At 69.4% G+C, this 12819-nt stretch carries 13 protein-coding genes; 3 read left to right on the forward strand and 10 right to left on the reverse strand.

Going from position 1 to position 12819, the window contains the following annotated elements:
• Positions 1-51 precede the first annotated feature (51 nt).
• Genes BST17_RS25375 through map form a run of 4 tightly spaced genes read right to left on the reverse strand, consistent with a single transcriptional unit; the run spans position 52 to position 3679 of the window.
• Positions 52-615, reverse strand: a complete 564-nt coding sequence (locus BST17_RS25375; protein ID WP_083061704.1) for an alpha/beta fold hydrolase — start codon at positions 613-615, stop codon at positions 52-54.
• Positions 616-665: 50 nt separating this feature from the next.
• Positions 666-1334 carry a hypothetical protein gene (locus BST17_RS25380; protein WP_109750297.1) on the reverse strand — a complete coding sequence of 223 codons (669 nt, stop codon included), beginning with the start codon at positions 1332-1334 and terminating at the stop codon, positions 666-668.
• Between the two features lie 9 nt (positions 1335-1343).
• Positions 1344-2825 carry a cobyric acid synthase gene (locus BST17_RS25385; protein WP_109750298.1) on the reverse strand — a complete coding sequence of 494 codons (1482 nt, stop codon included), beginning with the start codon at positions 2823-2825 and terminating at the stop codon, positions 1344-1346.
• On the reverse strand, positions 2822-3679 hold the full coding sequence (gene map / locus BST17_RS25390; protein ID WP_083061680.1) for a type I methionyl aminopeptidase: 858 nt from the start codon (positions 3677-3679) through the stop codon (positions 2822-2824). Before map ends, BST17_RS25385 begins: the two co-directional genes overlap by 4 nt.
• 110 nt (positions 3680-3789) lie before the next feature.
• Between map and BST17_RS25395 the strand changes: the two genes are divergently transcribed.
• Positions 3790-4170: a PaaI family thioesterase gene (locus tag BST17_RS25395; RefSeq protein ID WP_083061681.1), complete on the forward strand. Its 381-nt coding sequence runs from the start codon at positions 3790-3792 to the stop codon at positions 4168-4170.
• On the opposite strand, the gene BST17_RS25400 is transcribed toward BST17_RS25395, so the two are convergent.
• From BST17_RS25400 to dxr, 6 genes are all read right to left on the reverse strand, one after another.
• Complete coding sequence (locus BST17_RS25400) at positions 4167-4742, reverse strand: DUF1707 SHOCT-like domain-containing protein (protein WP_083061682.1); 576 nt, start codon at positions 4740-4742, stop codon at positions 4167-4169. The genes BST17_RS25395 and BST17_RS25400 overlap by 4 nt on opposite strands.
• Positions 4743-4751: 9 nt before the next feature.
• Positions 4752-6530: a penicillin-binding transpeptidase domain-containing protein gene (locus BST17_RS25405; protein WP_083061683.1), complete on the reverse strand. Its 1779-nt coding sequence runs from the start codon at positions 6528-6530 to the stop codon at positions 4752-4754.
• A 180-nt stretch (positions 6531-6710) separates the two neighbouring features.
• Positions 6711-7565, reverse strand: coding sequence for a GNAT family N-acetyltransferase (locus BST17_RS25410; RefSeq protein WP_083061684.1), 855 nt, complete (start codon positions 7563-7565; stop codon positions 6711-6713).
• Between the two features lie 57 nt (positions 7566-7622).
• Positions 7623-8780 (reverse strand): flavodoxin-dependent (E)-4-hydroxy-3-methylbut-2-enyl-diphosphate synthase, encoded by a 1158-nt coding sequence (gene ispG / locus BST17_RS25415; RefSeq protein WP_083061685.1) that lies wholly within the window; start codon positions 8778-8780, stop codon positions 7623-7625.
• A 24-nt stretch (positions 8781-8804) separates the two neighbouring features.
• Positions 8805-10040, reverse strand: coding sequence for a M50 family metallopeptidase (locus tag BST17_RS25420; RefSeq protein WP_083061686.1), 1236 nt, complete (start codon positions 10038-10040; stop codon positions 8805-8807).
• A complete protein-coding gene (gene dxr / locus BST17_RS25425) occupies positions 10037-11191 on the reverse strand; it encodes a 1-deoxy-D-xylulose-5-phosphate reductoisomerase (protein WP_083061687.1) in 1155 nt (384 codons plus the stop codon). The genes BST17_RS25420 and dxr overlap by 4 nt, the downstream gene beginning before the upstream one ends.
• A gap of 130 nt (positions 11192-11321) precedes the next feature.
• On the opposite strand from dxr, the gene BST17_RS25430 reads away from it, so the two are divergent.
• Positions 11322-12002, forward strand: coding sequence for a fasciclin domain-containing protein (locus BST17_RS25430; protein WP_083061688.1), 681 nt, complete (start codon positions 11322-11324; stop codon positions 12000-12002).
• 126 nt (positions 12003-12128) lie between these two features.
• A complete protein-coding gene (locus tag BST17_RS25435) occupies positions 12129-12740 on the forward strand; it encodes a fasciclin domain-containing protein (RefSeq protein WP_083061689.1) in 612 nt (203 codons plus the stop codon).
• Positions 12741-12819: the final 79 nt, after the last annotated feature.

The following is a 12819-nucleotide window of genomic DNA, read 5'->3' on the forward strand; positions in this document are numbered from 1 at the left end:
TAGGCCATCAGACCAATGGAATGCGAGGGGACCCGCCCGGTCCGGCGCAAGTCACCAGGTGCTGGTACGCATCACGATCTCGGCGGCCAGTTGTGCCGTCGATTCACCCGCGTTGCGCCGCCCCAGCAGTTCGACCAGACGGAATTCGCCGTACACGTAGCGCTGGCTGGCGCGGGCCACCGCGGCGGACTTGGCACTGCTCACCAGAAGTGTCGTGGCGACCTCGACCGGCTTGCAGTTCTCGTCGCGGACCGTGCCGGTCTCGTCGGCGACCCGCGGATGGCCGCGGTCGATCACCACCAGCCCGGTGAACCTGTCCAGCCGGGTGGCCGCCAACTGCCAGGCGATCTCGGCGCCGGCGCGGTCACCGACCAGGGTGCTCCATCGGATGTCGAGCGCGTCCATGATGCCGATGACCGCCGCGGCATCCAGGCGCGGGTTGGCGGCGATCACCACGGTGCGCAGCGACGCGGTGTGCAGCCGGTGGCACACCGCCTCGTAGGCGGCCGGGGCCAGCGCCGCCGTCCCGATCAGTACCACCACGCCGGCGTTCTCGGGACCCGCGACCTCGACGGCGTAGGAGCTTCCGTCGACCGTGACGGTGGTGGGGGGCATCTCGGTCACGCTAGGTCATCCCGGCGTCCGGCGGGGGCGTTTCGCCGGCTTCACGCCTGCTCCAGCCGCTGCGCCTGGTTGCCGGTCGTCTCCAGAAACGTCTGCGGCAGCGTGGCTTTGACCGGGATGCTCGGATTCGGAGTGGGGAAGGCGACACCGAACAAGGCCATCGAGCCGACGTTCTCGAAGGAGAAGTACACGCTGCTGCGGACGCCACCGAGGTCCATGGTCTGCTCGTAGACCAGCGCGCCGTCGCGTTCGGTGTCCAGCGCGGTCGTCGTCATCGGGATCGCCGGTGAGCCGGGGCCGAAATACGTCGAGAAGCGCTCGCAGCGTTCGGCGATGGCCTCCAGCGTCTCCAGGTCCAGCGACCAGCTCAGCACCGTGATCAGCATCCGGGCGCCGTCGTAGCCGACGACATACTTGGCCGCACTGCCCGGTCCGCGTTCGGCGGATGCGCCGATGGATTTGCTGAATCCCTCGGTGCAGCCGGGCGGGTCCGACAGCATGGGCGGTGGACCGCCGGCGCCGTCGGGCACGCCCTCGGCCTCGATGATGCGGTCGAACTGCACCCCGTCGGGGAAATCGGCGGCGCTCAGCAGCACCTTCTCCAACCGGGCGCCCGGCCAGGTCGCCGTGCCCGAGATCGCGCTGCTGCATCCGGTCAGCGTCGCCAGAACGGTGAGCAGCACCAGCACCCGCCGGACGGTGAACATCATGGCCCCAGGCTACCGAGCGTGATGGGAGATCACCGGTCGCGACGGCACGCCGTCGAGCAGGCCCAGCACGGCATCGATATCGGCGTGGGTTTCCAACGCGTCGGCCATCAGGTCCAGCTGGGCGTCGCGGCGGGCGGGCACGCTGATGTCGTCGGCGACGACGAAACCGCCGCGCCCGGCCGCCGCGGCCACCTCGGCCAGCCACTGGCGGCGCACCGTGTCGTTGTCGAGCAGCCCGTGCCAGTGCGTGCCGTACACCTGTCCGCGACGGATGCCCACGCCCAGCCAGCCCGGCTCCGCGTTGTCGGCCACCTGGCCGTGGTGGATCTCATAGCCGTGCAGCGGAGTGTCCCAGTGCCGCAGCGTCTTCGCCGGAGCGAAGATGATGTCGGCGGCCAGTAGACCGAGGCCCGCCACGGTGCCCGCCTTCGATTCCACCGGGTCGTCGATGGTCCGGCACAGCATCTGGAAACCGCCGCAGACCCCGAGCACCGGACGCCCGGCGCCGGCGTGCGCGGTCACCGCGTCGGCCAGCCCGCGCTCGCGTAACCAGTGCAGGTCGGCGACGGTGGCCTTGCTGCCCGGGAGCACCACGACGTCGGCGTCGGCGACCTCGCCCGGATCGGTCACCCACTGCACGGCGACCCCCGGCTCGCAGGCCAGAGCCTCCACATCGGTGGAATTGGAGATTCTGGGCAGCCGGACCGCGGCGACCCGCAACCAGTCCTGCCCGCGCGGCGCGATCGGGGCGCCCAGCGCGCGACCCGCTTGCACCGACAGGGAATCCTCGGTGTCCATCCAGAGCTCGTCGAGGTATGGGATCACCCCGTAGGTGGGTCGTCCGGTCAGCCGCACCAGCTGATCGAGGCCGGGCGCGAGCAGGGCCGGGTCACCGCGGAATTTGTTGACCAGGAAGCCGCTGATCAGCCGCTGGTCCGCGGGCTCGAGTACGGCCACCGTCCCGAACAGGTGTGCCAACAGGCCGCCGCGGTCGATATCGCCGACCACCAGGACCGGCAGGTCGGCGGCGCGGGCCAATCCCATGTTGGACAGGTCGGTGGCGCGCAGGTTGATCTCGGCGGGCGAGCCGGCGCCCTCGCAGATGACGACGTCGAAATCCGTTCGCAGGGAGCGCAACTCATCGTTGACGACGCCGGCCAGTTCACTACGCCGGGTGAAATAGTCTCCGGCGGCCATGGTGCCCGCGACCTGACCGCGCACCACCAGCTGGGAGGTGCGGTCGCTCCCCGGTTTGAGCAGCACCGGGTTGAACCGCACGCTGGGCGCCAGACCGCAGGCGCGGGCCTGCACGGCCTGGGCGCGACCGATCTCGCCACCTTCGACGGTCACTGCGGAGTTGTTGCTCATGTTCTGGGCCTTGAACGGGGCCACCCGAACACCCCTGCGCGCCAGCAGCTTGCACAGCCCGGCCACCACCATCGACTTGCCGGCATCGGAGGTGGTGCCGGCGACCAGCAACGCGCCCGTCAAGGCAGCGTGAGGATTTCGGCGCCGTCCTCGGTGACGACGAGCGTGTGCTCGAACTGCGCCGTCCACTTCAGGTCCCGGGTGGCCACCGTCCAGCCGTCGTCCCAGATCTCATAGTCCAGCGACCCGAGGTTGATCATCGGCTCGATGGTGAACGTCATACCGGGTTCGAGCACGGTGTCCACGGCCGGCTGGTCGTAGTGCAGGACCACCAGGCCATTGTGGAACGTCTCACCGATGCCGTGCCCGGTGAAGTCACGAACCACGTTGTAGCCGAAGCGGTTCGCATACGCCTCGATGACGCGGCCGACGATCGAGAGCTGCCGGCCCGGCTTGACCGCCTTGATGGCCCGCATGGTCGCCTCGTGGGTGCGCTCGACCAGCAGCCGGTGTTCCTCGGCGACGTCACCGGCCAGGAAGGTGGCGTTGGTGTCACCGTGCACCCCGTCGATGTAGGCGGTGACGTCGATGTTGACGATGTCACCGTCGGCGATCACCGTCGAGTCCGGGATGCCGTGGCAGATGACCTCGTTCAGCGAGGTGCAGCAGGACTTGGGAAAACCCTTGTAGCCCAGGGTGGACGGGTAGGCGCCGTGGTCGACCATGTACTCGTGGGCCACCCGGTCCAGGTGATCGGTGGTGACCCCGGGTGCAACGGCCTTGCCGGCTTCGACGAGTGCGCCCGCGGCGATCCGTCCCGCGACACGCATCTTCTCGATCACCTCGGGCGTCTGCACCCAGGGCTCGCTGCCCTCTCTCGCCGTCGGCTTCCAGACGTACTCGGGTCGCTCGATCGACTTGGGCACCGGCAGCGTCGGCGACAACTCGCCGGACCGGAGAGGGGCACGAACAGGCATGACGATCAGCCTACCGAGATCGCGCCCGCTGCCGAAGGCTGCCCGGCGGCGGGTGTGCGCCGCCCGAGAGGCGGACTCTCCACCAGCGGTAATGGTGTTACCGTGCAGGGATGACCGAGACGGTTCACCTGCTCAATCTGCTCGACTACCGGGAGGTCGAATCGACCGCCGAGCGCCTCGTGCTGGAGATGGACAACCGGCCCGATCTGGCCAATGTGCGGGGCGCCCTGCAGGGCGGTCTGGTCGCGACGCTGATCGACATCGCCGCCGGCATGCTGGCCGGCAGCGCCACCGGCGCCGGGCACGATGTGACGACGGCGGATCTGAACATCCATTTCCTCGCGCCGATCATGGGCACCGCGCGGGCGGAGGCGACGATGGTGCGGGCCGGTAAGCGGCTCATCGTGACCGCCGTCGATGTCACCGACACCAGTCGCGACCGGCTGGCCGCCCGCGCCACGTTGACGTTCGCGGTTCTGACCCCGCGTTAGCCCCGGCGCAGGCTGGGCTTCCAGGCGCGGCGCGGGCCGCGGATGTCCACCGAGCCGCAGACCACCCGGCCGGTGAGGATGATGTGCGGGGTGCCCTCGGCCGGCGCGTCGCCGCGGTGATCGCGCGCACTGCCGACGATGACCTCGACATCATCGATGGAGGCGCTCGCACCGGCGGGCAGCCGCAGGTCCAGGGATCCGAACTTGAGGTCGAGTTCCACCACGACCATCGGCCCGGCGAACCGGGCGCGGGTCAGGTCCAGATCCACCGAGCCCATCCGCCGGGTGAGCGCCAACCGGGTCGGGACGACCCACTCCCCCTGCCGTTTCAGCGACCCCAGCACCCCGCGCAGCTCCACCCGGTCGGCCGCCGAGGTGACGATCGCGCCGGGGCCCGGCAGATCGTCGACCAGGGCGGTCAGATCGGAATGCAACCGGGCCGAGGCCACCCGCGCCGAGCGCTCCTCGAACTCCTCGATGTCGATGAGCCCGAGCGCGACGGCGTTGTGCAGTCTGCGCAGTGTGCCGTTGCGGTCCGCGTCGGAGACCCGCAGCGTCAGATCGTCGGTCACCCGTCCAGGCTAGGCCAAATAATCCGGCGGCAATCCGTTGAGCATGTCGCGGCACATCCGCACCGCGTACTCCGAACTGCCACCCCCCACGATCAGCGCCGCGAACGCCATGTCCCCGCGGTAGCCGGTGAACCACGCGTGCGAACCGCCGTCGAACTCCGCCTCGCCGGTCTTACCACGGACGTCACCGAGCCCGTTGAGATCCTTGGCCGTGCCGTTGGTCACCACCAGGCGCATCATCGGCCGCAGCCCGTCGATGATCTCGGGGCTCAGCGGTTCGGCCGCCGCACCGTCGACCTCGGTCTGGCGGCCCTCGATCAGATGCGGCACCGGGGTCTTGCCCGCGGCGACCGTCGCGGCCACCAGCGCCATGCCGAACGGGCTGGCCAGCACCTTGCCCTGACCGAAGCCGTCCTCGGTGCGTTCGGCCAGATCCACCGTCGGGGGCACCGACCCGGTCACGGTGGGAACCCCGTCGACGACGAAGTCGGGGCCCAGCCCGTAGCGGGCGGCCGCGGTGGTCAGCCCGCGCGGCGGCATGACGCTGGCCAGTTCGGCGAAGGTGGTGTTGCAGGAGTTCGCGAACGCCCGCGACAGCGGCACGGTGCCCAGATCGAAGGCGTTGTAGTTGGTCACCGTGCGGTGACCGATGTCGAGCTTGCCCGGGCAGCCGAGCAACGTGTTGGGGGTGGCCATATCCCGTTCCAGGGCGGCCGCGGCGGTGACGATCTTGAAGGTCGACCCCGGCGGATAGAGGCCCATCGTCGCGGTCGGGCCGTCGACATCGGCGGCGGCGTTCTGCGCCACGGCCAGGATCTCGCCGGTGGACGGTTTGATCGCCACGATCATCGCCTTCTTGCCGACCATGTTCACCGCGTCCTGCGCGGCGTTCTGCACGGACCGGTCCAGGCTGATGGTCACCGACGGCGCCGGGGTGCCCGACTCCTCGTTGAGCACGGCGACATCGACGCCGTTCTGGTTCACGCTGACCACCCGCCAGCCCGGTTCACCGGCAAGGTCGTCGCTGACCGCCTTCTTGACCTCCTGGACGATGGCGGGCGCGAATTTCTCGTCGGTGGGCAGCATTTCGGGCTGCGGGGTGGCCACCACCCCCGGCCGGGAGCCGATCGCGGCGAAGACCCGGTCGTGATCGGTCTTGCGCAGTGTGATCAGGCTCAGCGGGGTGGTGCGTGAACTGGCCTCCTCGGCGAGGCGCTGCGCATCGAGCGAATTGTCGAACGGACGCAGTGCGTCCACGACGGCGCGGGCGGTGGGCATCAGTTCGGCGCCGGCGGCCCGCGCGTCGAGGCTGTAGTGGTACAGGAAGCCCGGCACCAGCACATCGCTGCCGGAGCGTTCGTTGACCGAGGCGCGCCGGGGCGGGTCGGCGCGCAGCGCCAGCGTCTGGTTCGCGCCCAGGCCCGGGTGCAGGCCGGTGGTGGTCCAGCGCACCTGCCACTGACCCTCGTTGCGCACCATGTTCAGTTCGCCGTCGTAGGTCCAGGTCCGCTCCTTGGGCAGATGCCAGGTGTAGCGGTATTTCACTGTGCCGGTGTCGAGTTCGTACTTCGACCCGGTGATCTGGGTGTCCAGCCGATTGGCCTGCAGACCGGCCCAGGCCTCGTTGAGCGCCGCCTTGGCCTCGTCGGGTTTGTCGGCCAGCGCGGCCGCGGCGGCGGTGTCGCCGGTGGAGAGCGCGGCGAAGAACTGCTCGGCGGCGGGCTGCGGGCCGTCCGGCTTCGGGGTGCAGGCGCTCAGGGCGCCGACGGTCGTGGCGACGGCGGCCATGGCCACCGCGGCGCGAAGCCGTGTGAACCCTGATGCGGATGTGATTAGCGATGCCATTGGGGCAAATGTTATGAGTGTGGCGACCGCAGGCGTCGGAGGCGCACCGAGACACAACCGTGATTGCGCTGAGATCAACGATTTTGCGGTCCACCGCACGCGTGGACCACAGAAACGCCGATCTCAGTCCAGCAGGATGGTGGCGAACGTGCCGACCTGGGTGAAGCCGATCTTCGCGTAGGTGGCGCGCGCGACATCGTTGAAACCGTTGACGTACAGGCTGGGCGTCCGGCCACCGCGCAACACGGCATCCGACACCGCGGCGGTCCCCCCGGCACCCAGACCGCGGCCCCGCCACGCCGGGTGCACCCAGACACCCTGGATCTGGCCGACGGTCGGCGACTGCGAGCCGACCTCGGCCTTGAAGACGACCTCGCCGTGCTCGAACCGCGCCCATGCCCGCCCGGCGGCGATCAGGCCGGCCACCCGACGTCGGTAGCTGCGGCCGCCGTCACCGAGGCGCGGGTCGATGCCGACCTCGCCGATGAACATCTCGATGGCGGCCACCAGATACGCGTCCAACTCCTCCATCCGCACCGGGCGCACGGAGGGGTCGGGCGCACACACCGGTGGGCCCGTCAACGCCATCAGCGGTTGGTCGTCGCGGACATCGCGGGCCGGGCCCCAGCCCGCCGCCAGGTGCCGCCACATCGGCATGACGAGCTCGGCGCGGCCCACCAGTGACGAACACCGGCGCGGAGCGCTGAGTGCCTTGGCCGCGAACGCCGCGAGGTCATCGGCGGCGCCGCGCAGCGGGATGAGATTCGCCCCTGCGTAGCACAGGGATTCGGCCGGACGCCGGCGCGTCCACAACTCGCCGCCGATGGCACTGGGGTCCACCCCGAAGTCCTGCACCCGGCAGGCCACCATGCAGGCGGCCACCGGATCGGCTTCCAGCACACCGCGCACCGACTCCAGGTCGCGGACCACCGACACCCGTCGATCTGCGGTGACGCGGGACAGCGGTGGAGCCGACATGGGGGACTCTTTCTCGGGCCGGCCGACTGGGGTGGCCCCGGTTCACAGGGCCGTAACTCAGCTTACGGTGACAACCGGAGGTCCGGAGGGAGTTCCCTGCGCGTCGGCCTCACCGGCGATGCGCATGGCCTCCTCGATCAGCGTCTCCACGATCTGCGCCTCGGGCACCGTCTTGACGACCTCGCCCTTGACGAAGATCTGCCCCTTGCCGTTGCCGGACGCGACGCCGAGGTCGGCCTCGCGGGCCTCGCCGGGGCCGTTCACCACACACCCCATGACGGCCACCCGCAGCGGGACGTCGAGCCCGTCGAGCCCGGCGGAGACCTCGTTGGCCAACGTGTAGACATCCACCTGCGCACGTCCACAGGACGGGCAGGACACGATCTCCAGGCCACGCGGGCGCAGGTTCAGTGACTCCAGGATCTGGGTGCCGACCTTGATCTCCTCGGCAGGCGGCGCCGACAGCGAGACCCGGATGGTGTCCCCGATCCCGCGCGAGAGCAGCGCGCCGAACGCCACCGCGGACTTGATGGTGCCCTGGAAGGCCGGGCCCGCCTCGGTGACGCCGAGGTGCAGCGGATAGTCGCACTGGGCGGCCAGCTGCTCGTAGGCCTCGACCATGACAACCGGATCGTTGTGCTTCACGCTGATCTTGATGTCGCCGAAGCCGTGCTCCTCGAACAGCGAGGCCTCCCACAGCGCGGACTCGACAAGCGCCTCCGGGGTGGCCTTGCCGTACTTCTCCAGCATCCGCTTGTCGAGCGAGCCGGCGTTGACCCCGATCCGGATCGGGATGCCCGCGGCACCGGCGGCCTTGGCGACCTCTTTGACGCGGCCGTCGAACTCCTTGATGTTGCCCGGGTTCACCCGCACCGCGGCGCACCCGGCGTCGATGGCGGCGAAGATGTACTTGGGCTGGAAGTGGATGTCCGCGATGACGGGGATGTTGGCCTTCTTGGCGATGATCGGCAGCGCGTCGGCGTCCTCCTGACGCGGGCACGCGACGCGGACGATATCGCAGCCCGACGCGGTCAGCTCGGCGATCTGCTGCAGCGTCGAGTTGATGTCATGGGTCTTGGTGGTGCACATGGACTGCACCGAGATCGGCGAGTCGCTGCCGACGCCGACATCACCGACCTTGAGCTGACGGGTTTTGCGGCGGGGGGCCAGCACGGGCGGCGGCGGGGCCGGCATGCCGAGACCGATGGAGGTCATGGTGTAGCTCCTACTGGGCTGAATCTATTGGAAGAGCCTGATCGGGTTGACGAAGTCGGCGGTGACCGTCAACAGCATGTAACCGGCCACCAGCACGAGCACGACGTAGGTGGCGGGCATCAATTTGAGGTAGTTGACCGGCGCCGCGGCGACCTTGCCGCGCGCCGACCGGATCATATTGCGGATCTTCTCGTAGACCGCGATCGCGATGTGGCCGCCGTCGAAGGGCAGCAGCGGGATCAGGTTGATGGCGCCCAGCACGAAGTTCAGCTGGGCCAGGAAGAACCAGAACGCCACCCACAGCCCGGCGTCCACGGTGTCGCCGCCGATGATCGAGGCGCCCACCACCGAGATCGGTGTCTCGGGATCCCGCTCCCCGCCGCCGATGGCGTCGACCAGGGCACCGATCTTGGTGGGGATCTTGGCCAGCGCCTTGCCGAGTTCGACGGCCAGGTCACCGGTGAAGGTGAAGGTGGCCGGGATGGCGGTGAGCGGGTTGTACTGCGTCGGTCCCGGCGGCAGGGCCGCGCTCACCCCGATCGCCCCGACGGTGTCGGGGGTCTCGGCGTCGTTGGAGGTGAAGCGTTGGGTCTGGGCGACGTCGACGACGGTGGACAGCCGCTGACCGTCGCGTTCGTAGACCACCTGCACCGGTCCGTCGAGCGCGCGGATCTCGGCCGCCATGTCGGCGAAGGTCGCGACGTCGGTGTCGCCGACCTTGACGATGGTGTCACCGGGCTGGATACCGGCCAGCGCGGCGGGGCCCGGGCCGGGCTGCGGGCACGGACCGTACGGATCCTCGCCACCCTTGGCCACCTGCGGTGCGACACAGGCGGTTTCACCGACGATCGCGGTGGTCGGCGGGTGCAGGTTGGGCAGGCCCCAGATGATCGCGATGCCGTAGATCAGGACCAGGCCGATGATGAAGTTCATCGCCGGTCCGGCGAAGAGCACCGCGACCCGCTTCCACACCTTCTGCCGGTACATGGCGTACGGGCGGTCCTCCTCGGCGATCTCGTCCACCGCGGTCATGCCCGCGATATCGCAGAACCCGCCGAGTGGGACGGCCTTCACGCCGTATTCGGTGCTGCCGAGCTTGTTCGGACGCCGCGTCGACCACACCGTCGGTCCGAAGCCGACGAAATAGCGACGCACCTTCATACCGGTGGCGCGCGCCACCCACATGTGCCCGCATTCGTGCAGTGCCACCGAGGCGAGGATGGCCAGTGCGAAGAGCACGATGCCGACCGTGAACATCATCGGCTTCCCACTACCTCCCGGTTGATCGCGCTGCCTGCCCGGTCACGGGCCCAGTCCTGCGCTTCGAGTATCTCTTCCACGGTAGCTGGTTGTGCGGCCCATTGATCTGCGGCGTGCAGCACATCGGCAACGGTTCGGACAATCGCCGGGAACCGGATCCGGCCGTCGAGGAACGCCGCCGCGGCCTCCTCGTTGGCCGCGTTGTAGACCGCGGTCAGGCTGCCACCGCGGCGGCCGGCCTCGCGGGCGAGGTCGACAGCCGGGAACACCGAGCCGTCCAGCGGCTCGAAAGTCCAGGTCGACGCGGTGGTCCAGTCGCAGGCCGCGGCGGCGCCGGGTACCCGGGCCGGCCAGCCCAGGGCCAGTGCGATCGGCAGCTTCATGTCCGGTGGGCTCGCCTGGGCCAGCGTCGACCCGTCGGTGAAGGTGACCATCGAGTGCACGATCGACTGCGGATGCACCACGACCTCGATGCGGTCGTAGTCGATGCCGAACAGCAAGTGCGTCTCGATCAGTTCCAGCCCCTTGTTGACCAGCGTCGCCGAGTTCAGGGTGTTCATCGGCCCCATCGACCAGGTGGGGTGCGCGCCCGCCTGCTCGGGGGTGACGTCCTCCAGCTGCCGGCCCGACCAACCGCGGAACGGGCCACCCGATGCGGTCAGCACCAGGCTGGCGACCTCGTCGGCCGTGCCGCCGCGCAGGCACTGCGCCAGCGCGGAGTGCTCGGAGTCCACCGGGACGATCTGGCCGGGGGCGGCGGCCGCGAGCGCCAGCGGTCCGCCGGCCACCAGGGACTCCTTGTTGGCCAGCGCCAGCCGGGCGCCGCTGTGCAGCGCGGCCAACGTGGGTTTGAGGCCCAGCGCCCCGACAAGCGCGTTGAGCACCACATCGGCCTCGGTGTCCTCGACCAGTCGGGTCGCGGCATCGGGTCCACGAAAGCGTGCGTCGATGGTCGCGCCCGGGTCGGCGACCGCGATGTTGGTCACGCCGGTGTCGGCGGCCTGCCGGGCCAGCAGGTCGGCGTTGGCGCCGCCGGCGGCCAGCCCTACCACCTCGAAACTGTCCGGGTTCGCGGCGATCACCTCGAGGGCCTGGGTGCCGATCGACCCGGTACTTCCCAGGATCAACACGCGCCGGCGGTCAGAACTCACCCGACCATTGTGCCCCGCCGATCAGACGAATTCCGTCTCGGACCCATCCGGGTCGGCACGGGCACCGAATAGCCGATGTAGGGCCAAACGGGTTGGTACCGGCCACCCGCCAACAAGGAAGTTGAGTCTCATGAGATTGACCCACAATCGGATTGCGTTCGCCGGATTCGCCGCCGTGGCGGCGCTCGGTCTGTCTGCCTGTTCGGGCGGCAGTGACACCGTCGAGAGCAGTGCCGGTGAAGCCAGTTCATCAGTCTCCTCCATGACCTCGTCGATGGCGGCTCCCGAGACGAGCACCAGCATGGCCGCCCCGGCCGGCAATCTGATCGGCTCGGGCTGCGCCGCCTACGCCGAGCAGAACCCCGAGGGCCCGGGCTCGGTCACCGGCATGGCCGCCGATCCGGTGACCGTGGCCGCCTCCAACAACCCGATGCTCAAGACGCTGACCCAGGCGCTGTCGGGCCAGCTGAACCCGAACGTGAACCTGGTCGACACCCTCAACGGCGGTGAGTTCACCGTCTTCGCCCCGACCGACGACGCGTTCGCCAAGATCGACGCCGCGACGCTGGAGACCCTGAAGACCGATTCGGACCTGCTGACCTCGATCCTGACCTACCACGTGGTGCCGGGTCAGGCGAGCCCCGATCAGATCGCGGGTGAGCACACCACCGTGCAGGGCGCCCCGGTCACCGTGACCGGCGCCGGCAACGACCTCAAGGTCGGCGACGCCGGCCTGGTGTGCGGTGGCGTGCAGACCGCCAATGCCACGGTCTACATGATCGACACCGTCCTGATGCCCCCGGCTGCCTGATTGCGCCGGCGATGAACCGGCGAGGCAGCCCGTTCCCCCGACCGGGCTGCCTCGCCCCCATCAGCGGCACCGCCGTCCCGCCCCCCATACGAAACGTGAAGACGACCAAGTAAAAGGACCTGATCGATGACTCTCTCGCTTAACACCCGCAAGCTCGCCGGTATCGCCTGTACCGCGGCCGCCGCAACCGGCCTCATGTTCGCCTCGGCCGGTGTCGCCCAGGCCGCCCCGGTCGGCCCGGGCTGCGCCGCGTACGCCGCCCAGAACCCGGTCGGACCGGCCTCGGTGACCGGTATGGCCATGGACCCGGTGGCCGTCGCCGCGTCGAACAACCCGATGCTCAAGACCCTCACCCAGGCGGTGTCGGGCCAGCTGAACCCGAACGTGAACCTGGTCGACACGCTGAACAGTGCGCCGTCGCTGACGGTGTTCGCGCCCACCGATGAGGCATTCGCCAAGATCGACCCGGCGACCATCGAGCGCCTGAAGACCGACTCGGCACTGCTGACCAGCATCCTGACCTACCACGTGGTCGAGGGCCAGGCCAGCCCCGAGCAGGTCGTCGGTGTGCACAAGACGATGCAGGGCGCCGATGTCACCGTCACCGCCCCGAACATGATGATGCCGGCCGATTTGAAGGTCAACGACGCCAACGTGGTGTGTGGCGGCGTGCAGACCGCCAACGCCACCGTCTACCTCATCGACACGGTGCTGATGCCCCCGATGCCCCCGATGTGATCTCGGTGATCGCGATCAGCCCGGCCGGTTCCCCGGCCGGGCTGATCTGCGTTCGGGCCATCCAATTATGTTGCGGTGA

The sequence above is a fragment of the Mycolicibacterium bacteremicum genome, from assembly GCF_002086115.1.
In the GTDB taxonomy this organism is placed as follows: domain Bacteria; phylum Actinomycetota; class Actinomycetes; order Mycobacteriales; family Mycobacteriaceae; genus Mycobacterium; species Mycobacterium bacteremicum.